This is a genomic window from Enterobacter pseudoroggenkampii (genome assembly GCF_026420145.1).
GTDB lineage: Bacteria > Pseudomonadota > Gammaproteobacteria > Enterobacterales > Enterobacteriaceae > Enterobacter > Enterobacter pseudoroggenkampii.
Window position 1 is genome coordinate 114,791 of the sequence record NZ_JAPMLV010000006.1, and the last position, 13,935, is coordinate 128,725.

Annotated in this window: 17 protein-coding genes; 6 read left to right on the forward strand and 11 right to left on the reverse strand. The window is 54.6% G+C overall.

What is annotated here, in order from left to right; translation table 11 throughout:
• Positions 1-113 precede the first annotated feature (113 nt).
• Genes dacB through pmrB form a run of 3 tightly spaced genes read left to right on the forward strand, consistent with a single transcriptional unit; the run spans position 114 to position 3,252 of the window.
• Positions 114-1,547 carry a serine-type D-Ala-D-Ala carboxypeptidase gene (gene dacB / locus OTG14_RS20085; RefSeq protein WP_267215669.1) on the forward strand — a complete coding sequence of 478 codons (1,434 nt, stop codon included), beginning with the start codon at positions 114-116 and terminating at the stop codon, positions 1,545-1,547.
• 2 nt (positions 1,548-1,549) lie between these two features.
• Entirely contained in the window at positions 1,550-2,212 is a 663-nt protein-coding gene (gene pmrA / locus OTG14_RS20090) for a two-component system response regulator PmrA (protein ID WP_024906362.1), read from the forward strand.
• The gene (gene pmrB / locus OTG14_RS20095) at positions 2,209-3,252 is read left to right on the forward strand and encodes a two-component system sensor histidine kinase PmrB (RefSeq protein WP_024906361.1); all 1,044 of its coding nucleotides are present in this window, start codon (positions 2,209-2,211) and stop codon (positions 3,250-3,252) included. Before pmrA ends, pmrB begins: the two co-directional genes overlap by 4 nt.
• A gap of 34 nt (positions 3,253-3,286) precedes the next feature.
• Here the strand turns inward: pmrB and cgtA are convergent, their stop codons facing one another.
• The 4 genes from cgtA to rplU form a co-directional block, all read right to left on the reverse strand.
• The gene (gene cgtA, locus OTG14_RS20100) at positions 3,287-4,462 is read right to left on the reverse strand and encodes an Obg family GTPase CgtA (RefSeq protein ID WP_023333597.1); all 1,176 of its coding nucleotides are present in this window, start codon (positions 4,460-4,462) and stop codon (positions 3,287-3,289) included.
• Positions 4,463-4,477: 15 nt separating this feature from the next.
• Entirely contained in the window at positions 4,478-5,443 is a 966-nt protein-coding gene (locus OTG14_RS20105; protein ID WP_014833443.1) for a DMT family transporter, read from the reverse strand.
• 96 nt (positions 5,444-5,539) lie between these two features.
• A complete protein-coding gene (gene rpmA, locus OTG14_RS20110) occupies positions 5,540-5,797 on the reverse strand; it encodes a 50S ribosomal protein L27 (RefSeq protein ID WP_004385076.1) in 258 nt (85 codons plus the stop codon).
• 19 nt (positions 5,798-5,816) lie between these two features.
• Positions 5,817-6,128 (reverse strand): 50S ribosomal protein L21, encoded by a 312-nt coding sequence (rplU, locus tag OTG14_RS20115; RefSeq protein WP_003025032.1) that lies wholly within the window; start codon positions 6,126-6,128, stop codon positions 5,817-5,819.
• A gap of 257 nt (positions 6,129-6,385) precedes the next feature.
• Here rplU and ispB point away from each other — a divergent pair, with 257 nt between their 5' ends.
• Both ispB and sfsB read left to right on the forward strand, forming a co-directional pair.
• A complete protein-coding gene (gene ispB / locus OTG14_RS20120) occupies positions 6,386-7,357 on the forward strand; it encodes an octaprenyl diphosphate synthase (protein ID WP_048989794.1) in 972 nt (323 codons plus the stop codon).
• A 230-nt stretch (positions 7,358-7,587) separates the two neighbouring features.
• Entirely contained in the window at positions 7,588-7,875 is a 288-nt protein-coding gene (gene sfsB / locus OTG14_RS20125) for a DNA-binding transcriptional regulator SfsB (RefSeq protein ID WP_024906359.1), read from the forward strand.
• Between the two features lie 60 nt (positions 7,876-7,935).
• Here the strand turns inward: sfsB and murA are convergent, their stop codons facing one another.
• The 7 genes from murA to mlaF all read right to left on the reverse strand — a co-directional run bounded on the left by murA (position 7,936) and on the right by mlaF (position 12,729).
• Positions 7,936-9,195: a UDP-N-acetylglucosamine 1-carboxyvinyltransferase gene (gene murA / locus OTG14_RS20130; protein ID WP_024906358.1), complete on the reverse strand. Its 1,260-nt coding sequence runs from the start codon at positions 9,193-9,195 to the stop codon at positions 7,936-7,938.
• A gap of 50 nt (positions 9,196-9,245) precedes the next feature.
• Complete coding sequence (gene ibaG, locus OTG14_RS20135; protein ID WP_008501458.1) at positions 9,246-9,500, reverse strand: BolA family iron metabolism protein IbaG; 255 nt, start codon at positions 9,498-9,500, stop codon at positions 9,246-9,248.
• Positions 9,501-9,626: 126 nt separating this feature from the next.
• Positions 9,627-9,920, reverse strand: coding sequence for a lipid asymmetry maintenance protein MlaB (gene mlaB, locus OTG14_RS20140; protein ID WP_024906357.1), 294 nt, complete (start codon positions 9,918-9,920; stop codon positions 9,627-9,629).
• On the reverse strand, positions 9,920-10,555 hold the full coding sequence (gene mlaC / locus OTG14_RS20145; protein WP_148770239.1) for a phospholipid-binding protein MlaC: 636 nt from the start codon (positions 10,553-10,555) through the stop codon (positions 9,920-9,922). Before mlaC ends, mlaB begins: the two co-directional genes overlap by 1 nt.
• 18 nt (positions 10,556-10,573) lie before the next feature.
• A complete protein-coding gene (gene mlaD, locus OTG14_RS20150) occupies positions 10,574-11,122 on the reverse strand; it encodes an outer membrane lipid asymmetry maintenance protein MlaD (protein ID WP_024906355.1) in 549 nt (182 codons plus the stop codon).
• Positions 11,123-11,126: 4 nt separating this feature from the next.
• Positions 11,127-11,909: a lipid asymmetry maintenance ABC transporter permease subunit MlaE gene (mlaE, locus tag OTG14_RS20155; RefSeq protein WP_010436044.1), complete on the reverse strand. Its 783-nt coding sequence runs from the start codon at positions 11,907-11,909 to the stop codon at positions 11,127-11,129.
• Between the two features lie 7 nt (positions 11,910-11,916).
• Complete coding sequence (gene mlaF / locus OTG14_RS20160; RefSeq protein ID WP_024906354.1) at positions 11,917-12,729, reverse strand: phospholipid ABC transporter ATP-binding protein MlaF; 813 nt, start codon at positions 12,727-12,729, stop codon at positions 11,917-11,919.
• Between the two features lie 227 nt (positions 12,730-12,956).
• Between mlaF and OTG14_RS20165 the strand changes: the two genes are divergently transcribed.
• Positions 12,957-13,934 carry a calcium/sodium antiporter gene (locus OTG14_RS20165; RefSeq protein ID WP_023309354.1) on the forward strand — a complete coding sequence of 326 codons (978 nt, stop codon included), beginning with the start codon at positions 12,957-12,959 and terminating at the stop codon, positions 13,932-13,934.
• The last annotated feature ends 1 nt before the right edge of the window (position 13,935 follow it).

Consider the following 13,935-nt stretch of genomic DNA (forward strand, 5'->3'; position numbering starts at 1 on the left):
ATTTTTCAATTTGATATGCATTTTACCGCGAAGTTCACTATGGGTCATCGTTTACTTTGCAGTGCCATGCACCGTAGTATGACGGTTTGTTTTCGGGTTGTTAGCGCGAGATTATGCGATTTTCCAGATTTATCATCGGATTGACTACCAGTATAACGTTCACCGCCCAGGCCGCGAATGTTGATGAGTACATTAATCAGCTCCCCGCAGGCGCGAACCTTGCCCTGATGGTGCAGAAGGTTGGCGCACAGGCTCCCGAGATTGACTATCACAGTCAACAGATGGCGCTGCCTGCCAGTACCCAAAAGGTGATCACTGCCCTCGCCGCCCTGCTCCAGCTCGGGCCTGACTTCCGTTTTACGACCACTCTTGAAACCAAAGGTAACGTCGAGGGTGGCGAACTGAAAGGCGATCTTATCGCCCGTTTTGGCGGCGATCCGACCTTTAAGCGCCAGGATATCCGCAATATGGTTGCGGTGCTGAAAAAATCTGGCGTGCAGAAAATTGATGGCAATGTGCTGATCGACACGTCCATCTTTGCCAGCCACGATAAAGCCCCAGGCTGGCCGTGGAACGACATGACCCAGTGCTTTAGCGCCCCGCCCGCCGCCGCGATTGTCGACCGTAACTGCTTCTCGGTTTCGCTTTACAGCTCGCCAAAGCCGGATGATTTAGCGTTTATCCGCATAGCGTCCTACTACCCGGTCACGATGTTTAGCCAGGTCCGCACGCTGGCGAAAGGCTCCCCGGATGCGCAATATTGTGAGCTGGACGTCGTACCAGGCGATCTTAATCGCTTCACGCTGACCGGCTGCCTGACCCAGCGCGCCGATCCGCTGCCGCTGGCCTTTGCGATACAGGATGGCGCAAGCTATGCAGGCGCCATCCTGAAAGATGAACTGAAACAAGCGGGAATAACCTACTCGGGCACGCTGCTTCGTCAGACGCAGGTCAACCAGCCCGGTACGGTCATCGCCAGCAAACAGTCTCCACCGCTGCACGATTTATTGCGAATTATGCTGAAAAAGTCGGACAACATGATTGCCGATACGGTGTTTCGCATGATTGGTCACGCCCGTTTCGGCGTGCCGGGAACCTGGCGCGCGGGTTCAGACGCGGTTCGGCAGATCCTGCGCCAGCAGGCGGGGATCGATCTGGGTAATACCATCGCTGTCGATGGCTCCGGACTATCGCGCCATAATTTGATCTCTCCGGCCACGATGATGCAGGTGCTTCAGTACATTGCACAGCATGACACTGAGCTAAACTTTATTTCAATGCTGCCGCTGGCCGGGCATGACGGTTCACTGCAGTACCGCGCCGGGCTTCACGCTGCCGGTGTGGATGGCAAAGTATCCGCTAAAACAGGCTCACTGCAGGGGGTTTACAACCTTGCAGGCTTCATCACTACCGCCAGCGGACAACGCATGGCATTCGTGCAGTATCTTTCCGGCTATGCCGTCGAACCGACCGACCAGCGCAATCGTCGTATTCCGCTTGTTCGCTTCGAAAGCAGGCTTTATAAGGACATCTACCAGAATAACTAGCGATGAAACTACTTATAGTTGAAGACGATCTGTTATTGCAGGAAGGGCTGGCGCTGGGGCTGGCCAATGAAGGGTATGCCCTCGACTGTGCCGGCACCGCAGCGGAGGCGGACGCCCTGATTCAGAGCGGCGAATACAGTCTGGTGATCCTCGATTTGGGCTTGCCTGATAAAGACGGCGCTACGCTGCTCAGCCAGTGGCGACGCCGCGGTATCGCCAACCCGGTGTTGATCCTGACGGCACGCGATGCCATTGAGGATCGTATCACCGGCCTCGATGCAGGCGCAGATGATTACCTGGTGAAGCCTTTTGCGCTTGCGGAGCTGCAGGCTCGGGTGCGAGCGTTGATTCGCCGCTATCAGGGACATAGTGATAACTTACTGACCGACGGCGATATTACGCTGAATCTGCAAACCCAGCAGGTACTGCGCCAGGATCAGGCGGTCGAGGTAACACCAAAAGAGTTCGCCTTGCTTACGCGTCTGATCATGCGCAGCGGGCAAACGGTGCACAGAGAAACGCTCCAGCAGGATATCTACTCCTGGCAGGACGATCCGGGGTCAAATACCCTTGAAGTCCACATTCACAACCTGCGTCGTAAGCTCGGCAAGGACAGAATCAAAACCGTCCGTGGCGTTGGCTATCGCCTGGAGAGCCAGAAATGAACAGCATGCGTCGGCGTTTGATGGTGCTGCTGGCGGTCATTCTGTTATTTTTCCAGCTGATAAGCGTCATCTGGCTGTGGCATGAAAGCCGTGAGCAGATTAGTTTCCTGGTCAGTGAAACGCTGTCAGCAAAAGCGCGTAATAACCATGTCGAGAAAGAGATCCGCGAGGCGATTGCCTCGCTGCTGGTCCCTTCTCTGGTGATGGTCGGTTTTACCCTGCTCTTCTCCTTCTGGGCGGTCACCTGGATCACCCGGCCCCTGAATAAACTGCGTGTCAGCCTGGCTAACCGTTCGGCGGATAACTTAACCCCGCTTCCTATGTATTCCGATATGGAAGAGATCGGCGCGGTGACGACCTCCCTGAACCAGCTCCTCGCCCGGCTGGACAATACCATTCAACAGGAGCGTCTCTTCACTGCAGACGCCGCGCACGAGCTTCGAACGCCTCTTGCCGGTATCCGGCTCCATCTGGAGCTGATGTCGCAGTCTGGTGCGCCACAGGCGGCAACGCTGATTAGCCGTATCGATCAGCTCATGCATACCGTCGAACAGCTGCTGATGCTGGCCCGGGCCGGACAGGCAATGGCGAGCGGCCACTACGAAACCGTAAGCTGGACGGAAAATATCATTGAACCTCTCGGCCTGGGTCATGAAGCCAAAGAGCATACGGTAATTTGGCCCGCTAAAAGCGCGCTCACGGTTCAGGGAGACGCCGTGCTCCTGCGCCTGATGCTGCGCAACCTGCTGGAAAATGCAGGACGCTACAGCCCGGCAGGGACAACGATTACAGTGACGTTAACCGAGGTCGACGGGGGGACGCAGATCAGCGTTATCGATCAGGGCCCAGGGATTGATGAAGCGCACCGGCAGTCCATTACCGAGCCATTCCGCCGTCTTGACCAGCGCTACGGCGGCAGCGGTCTGGGGCTGAGCATCGTGCAGCGCATCGTCCAGCTTCACCACGGCAGGCTCACGCTTGAGAATGGCGCTGAAGGCGGTTTAATCGCCAGCTGCTGGCTGCCTGCGACGCTGGAATAAAAAAAGCCCCCATAATGGGGGCTTTGGACAGATATTAGTGCTTGTAGATGAACTCGACGCCTTCTTCGTCGTCTTCATCCCAGTCATCGTCCCAGTCTTCATCGTCTTCTTCCGCTTCCAGCTCTTCGAGCTGCTGGCGGTGGTAGTCATCCCACATGAATTCGACTTTTTCAGGCTGTTTGGCTTCTTCCGCCTGAACGATTGGGTTCTCAATGATGAAGGTCATCACATCCCAGCACAGATCTTTCACGCCAACCTGGCTTGCCGCAGAGATCAGGTAGTATTTATCTTCCCAACCCATCGCTTCAGCAATGGCTTTCGCTTTTGCTTCCGCTTCGGCTTTGTCCATCAGGTCGATCTTGTTGAAGACCAGCCAGCGTGGTTTATTCGCCAGTTTTTCGCTGTATTTTTCCAGCTCACCGATGATGATGCGGGCGTTTTCAACCGGATCGGAACCATCGATAGGATCGATATCAATGAGGTGCAGCAGTACGCGGCAACGCTCAAGGTGTTTCAGGAAGCGAATACCCAGACCCGCGCCTTCCGCAGCGCCTTCAATCAGACCCGGAATATCGGCAACCACAAAGCTCTTCTCGTTATCCATGCGGACAACGCCCAGGCTTGGTACCAGCGTGGTAAACGGATAGTCCGCCACTTTCGGTTTCGCCGCAGAGACGGCACGAATGAACGTTGATTTACCGGCGTTTGGCATACCCAGCATGCCCACGTCAGCCAGAAGCATCAGCTCCAGCTGCAGGTCGCGCTTATCGCCCGGGGTACCCATCGTTTTCTGACGCGGCGTACGGTTAACGGAAGATTTGAAACGGCTGTTACCCAGTCCGTGCCAGCCGCCTTTCGCTACCATCAGGCGCTGACCGTGTTTGGTCATGTCACCCATGGTTTCACCGGTTCCCTGGTCAATCACACGCGTACCGACCGGAACCTTAATGGTGACGTCTTTACCGCGTTTCCCGGTACAGTCACGGCTCTGGCCGTTCTGGCCACGTTCAGCGCGGAAGGATTTTTCGAAACGGTAGTCGATCAGCGTGTTGAGGTTCTCATCCGCCTCCAGCCACACGTCACCACCATCCCCACCGTCGCCGCCATCAGGACCGCCACGAGGGATATACTTTTCACGGCGGAAGCTCACGCAACCGTTGCCGCCATCACCAGCCACGACCAGGATCGTCGCTTCATCAACAAACTTCATTTTACTCTCCGTAACTCATTCGCCTGAGCGGGGGACTACTACAACCGCTTCATTTTTGCGCCAACGTCCCCAAAGACGATGACCAATGGCGGAATACATCGCGCCCGCAACCACGACAAACGCACCGAGATAACCCAACAGGTTGAGCATCGGTCTGACGAAGACATCGGGCCAGGCCATTGATAACAAATCTGAAAATAACAGCGTAAACAGCGGGGTAAGCGTGATCAACGCGCTCACCTGTGCTGCCTGCCAGCGCGCCATCGCTTCGGCCAGCGCGCCATAACCGACCAGCGTGTTCAGCCCACAAAAAATGAGGCACGCCAGTTGCCAGTCGCTAAGCTGAGTAATCACACCCGGCTTCGCTAATGGCAGCAATGCTATTGTACACAAAGTGTACAGCAAAAAGAGGATCTGCTGTGAGGCAAGTCGACGCAATAACACCTTTTGCGCGACGCCATAGCTCACCCAGACCGTTGCTGCCCCCACACCGAAAATGACACCCCATGTGTAATCCGTCAGGCGGGTAAAAATCTCGATCAGACTGGTGTTGAAGAACATCACCAGACCGCACAGCAGCATGCTCGCCCCGATAATCTGCGTACCGCGCATCTTCTCCTTGAGGATAAAGACGCTGGCGACCATCATGCCCACCGGCGAAAGCTGACCTATTACCTGCGACGCCGTGGGGCTAAGATATTGCAGGGAAGAACTGAACAGGATGAAGTTACCGAACAGACCGCCCGTCGCGATAGCCAGCAGCACCAGCCAGCGCGGTTTACGGAAGAGCCGCAAGGGTGGAAGCTTACCTTTGACGGCCAGAATCGCCCCGAGGCCGATGCTTGCCATCAGAAAGCGATAAAAGACCACCGTAGGCGGCTCCATCACTTCCAGCACCTGCTTCATTGCAATTGGCAGCGCACCCCAGCACATTGCGGTGGTGAGCGCCAAAAGAATTCCTATGCCGGCCTGCTGCTTCATGCCCGTTTTCCCTACAGAAAAAATTACCGGGTTTCCAATGTAAAAAGCCCCGCAACAGGTTGCGGGGCTTTAATCCGTTACCGGACCGAGAAAACCTTACTCAGCAACGATGCTGATGTATTTACGGTTGTTCGGGCCTTTAACTTCAAATTTCACTTTACCGTCTGCTTTAGCAAACAGAGTGTGGTCACGACCGCAACCTACGTTGTTGCCAGCGTGGAATTTGGTACCACGTTGACGAACGATGATGCTACCCGCCAGAACGGATTCGCCACCGAAACGCTTAACGCCCAGGCGTTTAGCTTCTGAATCGCGACCGTTACGTGTGGAGCCGCCAGCCTTTTTATGTGCCATTTAAATCTCTCCTCAGGTCTTAGGCGCTGATGCCAGTAATTTTCACATCAGTGAACCACTGACGGTGGCCCTGCTGCTTACGGTAGTGCTTACGACGACGAAACTTAACGATTTTAACTTTCTCGCCACGACCGTGTGCAACAACTTCAGCTTTGATAACGCCGCCATCAACGAAAGGAACGCCGATTTTGACTTCTTCACCGTTTGCGATCATCAGAACTTCTGCGAACTCAACAGATTCGCCAGTTGCGATGTCCAGCTTTTCCAGGCGAACGGTCTGACCTTCGCTTACTCGGTGTTGTTTACCACCACTTTGGAAAACCGCGTACATATAAACTCCGCTTCCGCGCACATCCTCGTATGATTCAGAGTGCGCTATAAATATTCACAATAGGGCGCGAATATTACGCAAAACGCGAGCCTTTGACAAGTGCTACCGTCAATACATGAAGAAAAAAAACACAACACGTACGGTAACGTTTATCTGAGCCGTTTTTTCAGTACAATCAGCACTACTATTGATAAACCGAAACCCTTCGTTACCCCATTGAAGATGGGATCAACAGGATAAAAAGCCCGGCTTTTGCGATGAATTTAGAAAAAATCAACGAGTTAACCGCGCAAGATATGGCGGGTGTGAATGCAGCAATCCTGGAGCAACTCAACTCTGACGTCCAGCTGATCAATCAGTTGGGCTATTACATTGTCAGCGGCGGTGGTAAACGCATTCGTCCGATGATCGCCATTCTGGCTGCCAGAGCCGTTGGTTATCAGGGAAATGCCCACATCACTATCGCAGCGCTCATCGAATTTATCCACACGGCGACGCTTCTGCACGACGATGTGGTGGATGAATCGGATATGCGTCGTGGCAAAGCCACGGCTAACGCCGCGTTCGGGAACGCAGCCAGCGTACTGGTGGGGGACTTTATCTACACCCGCGCCTTCCAGATGATGACCAGTCTGGGCTCCCTGAAAGTGCTGGAAGTGATGTCCGAAGCCGTAAACGTCATTGCTGAAGGCGAAGTGCTGCAGCTGATGAACGTCAACGACCCGGACATCACCGAAGAAAACTACATGCGCGTGATCTACAGCAAAACCGCGCGCCTGTTTGAAGCGGCGGCCCAGTGTTCCGGCATTCTGGCTGACTGTACCGAAGCACAGGAAAAAGGCCTGCAGGACTATGGTCGCTATCTGGGTACGGCATTCCAGCTGATTGATGATTTGCTGGACTACAGTGCGGACGGCGAGACGCTCGGCAAAAACGTGGGAGATGACCTTAATGAAGGCAAACCGACCCTGCCGCTGCTTCATGCCATGCGTAACGGAACAGCCGAACAGGCGAAAATGATCCGTGAAGCGATTGAGCAGGGAAATGGCCGCCATCTTCTGGAACCTGTGCTGGAAACCATGGCTATCTGCGGATCGCTGGAATGGACGCGGCAGCGTGCGGAAGAAGAAGCCGACAAAGCCATCGAAGCTCTCCAGGTCATTCCCGACAGCCCTTGGCGCGAGGCATTGATAGGTCTTGCCCACATCGCCGTTCAGCGCGACCGTTAACCCTCCTTGTTTCTCCCCGCGACCATGGCGGGGGGATTCCAGAAAAATCCTGTAAATTACGTATTCCTGTAAATCCATCGGTTTAGAGACCGCATGAATAAAGCCATGTCTTATTCTGAATATCCCTTCAAGTAACGCGAACTTTTTAGAACAAAAGCTTGAAATGGGTATATTAACCCCGTCGTTTCAGAAGAAACGGCGTAGGTGAATCCGAACTTAAGGACGGCGTTATGGATACGAAATTTATCGACTGGCACACGGCTGATATTATTGCCGCACTGCGCAAAAGAGGCACTTCACTGGCAGCAGAGTCCCGCCGCCATGGACTGAGTTCTTCAACTCTGGCAAACGCCCTCACCCGCCCCTGGCCCAAGGGAGAATTAATCATCGCGACGGCGCTGGATACGCATCCGTGGGTGATTTGGCCTTCGCGCTACCACGATCCCATCACCCATGAATTTATCGACAGAACGCGCATGATTCGCCAGAGAAAGGCAAAAAGAGAACCGCAGAAGTAATGCGTTTTTGACAGGAACAGCAACCCCCCGGTCATTGCTGGCAGGGGGCTGCCGGAACGATTACTCGCCCTTCACACGCTCGATATTGGCACCCAGCGCGCGCAGTTTATCTTCGATACGCTCATAACCACGATCGATGTGATAAATACGATCCACGATCGTTGTGCCTTCCGCGATACAACCCGCCAGCACCAGGCTTGCAGACGCACGCAGATCGGTTGCCATCACCTGAGCACCTGACAGTTTCTCAACGCCATGGCAAATCACGGTATTACTTTCGATCTCAGCATGCGCACCCATACGGATCAGCTCCGGTACGTGCATAAAGCGGTTTTCGAAAATGGTTTCTGTGATGAAGCCAGTACCTTCGGCGACCAGGTTCAACAGGGTGAACTGCGCCTGCATGTCCGTTGGGAACGCCGGATGCGGTGCCGTCCGCACATTGACCGCTTTTGGACGCTGGCCGTGCATATCAAGGCTGATCCAGTCTTCACCGATTTCGATATCCGCACCCGCATCGCGCAGTTTCGCCAGCACCGCATCCAGGGTATCGGGCTGCGCGTTGCGACAAACAATCTTCCCGCCAGAGATCGCGGCAGCGACCAGGAAGGTACCGGTTTCGATACGGTCCGGCAGAACGCGATAAACACCACCGCCCAGACGCTCAACGCCTTCGATGGTGATACGGTCGGTACCCTGACCGGTGATCTTCGCACCCAGCGCCACGAGGAAGTTGGCGGTATCCACAATTTCCGGTTCGCGCGCGGCGTTTTCGATGATAGTGGTCCCTTCTGCCAGCGTCGCCGCAGACATAATGGTCACCGTTGCGCCCACGCTCACTTTGTCCATGACAATGTGCGCGCCTTTCAGACGACCATTGACGGACGCTTTAACGTAGCCTTCTTCCAGCTTGATCTCTGCGCCCAGTTTTTCCAGACCAAAGATGTGCAGGTCAACCGGACGCGCACCGATAGCGCAGCCGCCCGGCAGAGAGACCTGACCCTGACCAAAACGCGCCACGAGTGGGCCAAGCGCCCAGATGGATGCACGCATGGTTTTCACCAGATCGTAAGGGGCAGAGAAGTTGTTCACCTTGCTGGCGTCGATCCAGACGGAACCGTTACGCTCGACTTTCGTGCCCAACTGGGTGAGCAGCTTCATGGTGGTATCGATATCTTTCAGCTTCGGTACGTTCTGAATTTCTACCGGCTCTTCCGCGAGCAGCGCAGCAAAGAGGATTGGCAGCGCGGCGTTTTTCGCGCCAGAAATTGTGACTTCGCCCTGGAGACGCGTTGGCCCCTGTACACGAAATTTATCCATTGTGTGCTCTCTTATAAATTCAACCGTGCTGCGGGCCTGTCGCCCTCAGCTCAAAAACCGTTTAGTTTGCGATCGCGTGCCCACTCTTGCGGGGTGAACGCTTTAATCGACAGGGCGTGGATGCGGTTATCCGCAATATATTCCATCAGCGGCGCGTACACAGCCTGCTGTTTCTTCACACGGCTCATACCGTCGAACATCTCACCCACAGCAATAACCTGGAAGTGACTGCCATCGCCAGTGACGTGGGCTTCCTGAAGGGAGAGTGCATTCATCAGCACTGTCTGGATTTCATGATTTTCCATGGGTTCTTAATCATCTGATAGTGAAAACAAGCCCAACATCTTAGAGCAAAGTGGCGTCGTCTTAAACAAGCAAAAAGCCCCGACGATGAAACTGTCAGGGCTTTCGGAAGTAACGCACTGAAAATATTAACGAGGCAATACGTCCTGAGGCAGATTGTAGAGCTGCGCCAGGGTAACGACATTATCGCTCGCGCCGCGAAGCGTGACGCTCGCCCCCTGCTTTTTCCCTACCGCAACCAGATGGGCAAGCAGCGCAACGCCTGCCGTATCGACCCGTGTGATGTCGGTTAAGTCGATAAGCGTCACGCCCTGCATGGCCTCATGGCGTTTATCCCATAAGGGGTTCAGCAGATCCTGATCCAGCTCACCGGACAGCTTTAATGTCTCGCCTTCACGCGACCAGCTGAGTTGCTGTGACATTACTTCTTCTCGTCCAGCGTGATTTTCTGACGAGCAATGGACTGCAGCTGCGCGGTCAGGCCATCAATACCCTTAGTGCGCAGCAGGTCACTCCACTCGTTCTGTTTGGTGGTGATCATGCTTACGCCTTCGGCGATCATGTCATACGCCTGCCAGTGGCCGGTCTGGCTGTTTTTACGCCACTGGAAATCCAGACGAACCGGCGGACGGCCGTTAGGATCGTTGATCGTTACGCGGATAGGCACGATGGTCGCATCACCCAGCGGCTGCTCAGGCGCAATCTGATAGGTCTGACCGTGGTACATCGCCAGCGCCTGGCCATAAGCCTGTTTCAGGTATTCACGGAACGCGGCAAAGTAGGCCTCACGCTGCGCAGGGGTCGCGTCTTTGTAATAACGTCCCAGCACCAGCGCACCCGCATATTTTATCTGCACATACGGCAGCAGTTCCTGGTCAACGACTTCACGCAGATAATCAGGATTAGCACGAATTTTAGGCTGTTCGTTTGTAAGACGGTCGAAGGTCTTCTTCGCCGCTTCGTCCATCAGTTTGTACGGGTTACTCTGATCCGCAGCGTGGGCGGCGGTAAGAGGGGCGATGACCAGCATGGCAACCATTAACAGTCGTTTAAACATGAATGACTTCTCCTGAAATTAATTCGCAGCACCAGGTGTCGGTGCGGCGTCGGTATGCTCTTCGCTCTGCGCAGGGGCTGCATCGGATTTTTTCTCATCCCCTTTGCTGTTGTAAAGGAACTGACCAATCATATCCTCCAGAACCATCGCGGATTTCGTATCCTGAATGACGCTACCGTCTTTAAGGATAGTCGTTCCCAGCTCGGGGTCTTCAAAACCGACGTTAAGCGCCAGATATTGTTCACCCAGCAGGCCGGAAGTACGGATAGAAAGGGAACTGGTGTCCGGGATATGGTTATAACGCTCTTCGATATCCATCGCGACGCGTGGCAGATAGGTTTTCTCATCGAGCGTAATGTCCGTTACGCGTCCGATCACCACGCCGCCAATACGGACCGGTGAACGCGCCTTCAGCCCGCCGATGTTATCGAAGGTGGCATAGATGCGATACGTCGGCTCGGTGCGCACAGACGTAATATCCGCCGCTCTCAGGCAGATGAACAGCGCGGCCAGCAGCGCCAAAAGCAGGAATACACCGACCCAAATTTCATTTTTTCTCGTTTGCATGAACTCAATTCCCAAACATCAGTGCGGTGAGCACAAAATCCAGACCCAGTACGGCCAGCGACGAATGTACGACGGTACGTGTAGTTGCACGGCTAATGCCCGCCGACGTCGGGATGGCATCGTAACCATTGAACAATGCAATCCACGTGACCGTAATGGCAAATACCACGCTTTTAATCAGGCAGTTAACCAGATCCATTCGCAGGTCAATGGCGTCCTGCATCGCGGACCAGAAGAAACCGGCATCAATGCCTTTCCAGTGCACGCCAACCAGCGAACCGCCCCAGATACCCACGGCGACAAACAGAATAGTCAGTAACGGTAAAGAGATCACCCCAGCCCAGAAACGCGGCGAGATCACGCGACGTAGCGGATCGACCGCCATCATCTCCATGCTGGAGAGCTGCTCGGTCGCACGCATCAGGCCAATTTCTGCCGTTAATGCCGACCCCGCACGCCCGGCGAACAACAGCGCCGCCACAACCGGCCCCAGTTCTCGCAGCAGCGAGAGCGCCACCAGCATCCCGAGGCTGGTTTCCGCACTGTAGGTTGTCAGAACAAGATAGCCCTGTAGCCCAAGCACCATACCGATAAAAAGACCGGAGACAATGATGATGAGCATCGACAGCACGCCGACATTATAAAGCTGCCGCACCAGCAGCGGTGCGTGCTTACGGAATTCCGGCTTGCCGACCAGCGCGTTGAATAACATCAATCCGGCACGCCCGAACGTCCTGATGGTTTTTATGCCACGGTGTCCGAGAGCGGCCAACGCATTTAACAGCATGAGTGGCTTAACTCCCTATTCCCAGTAAATCGTCACGATAGTCGCCCGCCGGGTAGCGGAACGGCACAGGGCCATCGGCAATACCGTCGAGGAACTGCCGCACGCGCGGATCGCAATTCTCCTGCAGCGCCTGAGCGCTACCGTGCGCGACGATCTTTTTGTCCGCCACGATATAGGCGTAATCGGCAATGCTCAATACTTCCGGTACATCGTGAGATACCACAATGCAGGTGACGCCAAGCGCACTGTTCAGTTCAGAGATGAGCTTCACCAGCACGCCCATCGTGATGGGATCCTGTCCAACGAACGGTTCGTCAAACATGATTAAATCAGGTTCGAGTGCAATGGCTCGCGCCAGCGCGGCGCGGCGCGCCATCCCCCCGGATAGCTCTGAAGGCATCAGTTTCGCGGCGCCCCGCAAACCGACGGCTTCAAGCTTCATCATCACCGTGCTTTTCAGCAGTTCAGGCGGCAGGCTGGTATGCTCGCGCAGCGGATAGGCCACGTTATCAAAGACATTCATGTCGGTGAACAAGGCTCCAGACTGAAAGAGCATGCTCATGCGTTTGCGGACAGTATACAGGCGCGAGCGTGACATCTCAGGGATGTTTTCGCCATCAAAGAGAATTTCACCGCTATCCGGTGGGATCTGCCCACCAATAAGGCGCAACAGGGTCGTTTTACCGATCCCGGACGGCCCCATGATGGCAGTGATCTTGCCACGCGGTACGGTCAACGAAATATCATCAAATATCAATCTGTTGGCGCGAGAAAAACTCACACCGCGAACATCGACTAAATTCGCCATCGTTTGGCTCATTTATGGTTCCTTTATTACCCTGCTCACATTAAGGCATGCTGCCTGAATCAGCCCTCAACTCCGCATTTTTACAGAATAATAGCCGTTGAGGTTAGCGAAAGCTGGCATTTGTTTTACTTTTCCGGCGCATAAAGTCAAAATTAGGAATTCGTTACGCCTCAGACTGTATGCAGTCCAGCCATTTCCGCGCGATGGACCGACGAGTATACCTGAAGAAAGGACTTTTGATGCTTTTAGCAACAGCACTGTTAATAATTGGTTTACTTTTGGTGGTCTACAGTGCTGACCGTTTAGTGTTTGCTGCATCTATCCTGTGTCGCCTGACGGGCGTACCGCCTGTCGTCATCGGGATGACCGTGGTCAGTGTTGGAACGTCACTTCCTGAAATCATCGTCTCTGTCTCGGCATCGCTGCATGGCCAGTTAGACCTGGCAGTCGGCACTGCGATTGGCTCTAACATCGTCAATATACTCTTGATTTTAGGCCTGGCGGCACTGCTCCATCCATTTCGCGTGCATTCTGATGTTCTGCGCCGTGAATTGCCGCTAATGTTAATCGTAAGTCTGCTGGCAGGGTGCGTATTTTACGATGGTGTACTGAGCTACAGCGACGGCATTTTCTTGCTGGCGCTGGCCGTTATTTGGCTGCTGTATAGTGTTAAAATCGCCCGTCTGGCTGAAAAGCAGGGCCAGGATAGCCTCACGCGTGAGCAGGTCGCCGAACTTCCGCGAGAAGGCACGCTGCCTGTTGCCCTGCTGTGGCTTGGTGTTGCGCTGATCATCATGCCGATGGCAACGCGTATGGTCGTGGATAACGCGACGGTGCTGGCGAACTATTTCGCCATCAGTGAACTGACCATTGGCCTGACGGTGATTGCCATCGGTACCAGCCTGCCGGAGCTGGCCACGGCCATTGCGGGGGCACGCAAAGGTGAGGATGACATTGCCATTGGTAATATCATCGGTTCCAACATATTTAATATCGCCATTGTGATGGGGCTGCCGGCCCTGATTACGCCAGGGCCCTTTAATCCCCTGGCGTTCTCACGCGACTACGGCGTGATGTTATTGGTCAGCGTGATATTTGCCCTGCTCTGCTGGCGGCGGCAACGACAGATCGGCAAAGGCGCAGGCGCGCTGCTGACGGGTGGATTTATCGTATGGATGGCGATGCTGTACTGGCTCTCGCCTCTTCTCTCTGGGTAAC

Coding starts and splice junctions, on each gene's coding strand:
- dacB (WP_267215669.1), top strand. CDS start 114: ATGCGATTTTCCAGATTTATCATCGGATTGACTACCAGTATAACGTTC.
- pmrA (WP_024906362.1), top strand. CDS start 1,550: ATGAAACTACTTATAGTTGAAGACGATCTGTTATTGCAGGAAGGGCTG.
- pmrB (WP_024906361.1), top strand. CDS start 2,209: ATGAACAGCATGCGTCGGCGTTTGATGGTGCTGCTGGCGGTCATTCTG.
- cgtA (WP_023333597.1), bottom strand. CDS start 4,462: ATGAAGTTTGTTGATGAAGCGACGATCCTGGTCGTGGCTGGTGATGGC.
- OTG14_RS20105 (WP_014833443.1), bottom strand. CDS start 5,443: ATGAAGCAGCAGGCCGGCATAGGAATTCTTTTGGCGCTCACCACCGCA.
- rpmA (WP_004385076.1), bottom strand. CDS start 5,797: ATGGCACATAAAAAGGCTGGCGGCTCCACACGTAACGGTCGCGATTCA.
- rplU (WP_003025032.1), bottom strand. CDS start 6,128: ATGTACGCGGTTTTCCAAAGTGGTGGTAAACAACACCGAGTAAGCGAA.
- ispB (WP_048989794.1), top strand. CDS start 6,386: ATGAATTTAGAAAAAATCAACGAGTTAACCGCGCAAGATATGGCGGGT.
- sfsB (WP_024906359.1), top strand. CDS start 7,588: ATGGATACGAAATTTATCGACTGGCACACGGCTGATATTATTGCCGCA.
- murA (WP_024906358.1), bottom strand. CDS start 9,195: ATGGATAAATTTCGTGTACAGGGGCCAACGCGTCTCCAGGGCGAAGTC.
- ibaG (WP_008501458.1), bottom strand. CDS start 9,500: ATGGAAAATCATGAAATCCAGACAGTGCTGATGAATGCACTCTCCCTT.
- mlaB (WP_024906357.1), bottom strand. CDS start 9,920: ATGTCACAGCAACTCAGCTGGTCGCGTGAAGGCGAGACATTAAAGCTG.
- mlaC (WP_148770239.1), bottom strand. CDS start 10,555: ATGTTTAAACGACTGTTAATGGTTGCCATGCTGGTCATCGCCCCTCTT.
- mlaD (WP_024906355.1), bottom strand. CDS start 11,122: ATGCAAACGAGAAAAAATGAAATTTGGGTCGGTGTATTCCTGCTTTTG.
- mlaE (WP_010436044.1), bottom strand. CDS start 11,909: ATGCTGTTAAATGCGTTGGCCGCTCTCGGACACCGTGGCATAAAAACC.
- mlaF (WP_024906354.1), bottom strand. CDS start 12,729: ATGAGCCAAACGATGGCGAATTTAGTCGATGTTCGCGGTGTGAGTTTT.
- OTG14_RS20165 (WP_023309354.1), top strand. CDS start 12,957: ATGCTTTTAGCAACAGCACTGTTAATAATTGGTTTACTTTTGGTGGTC.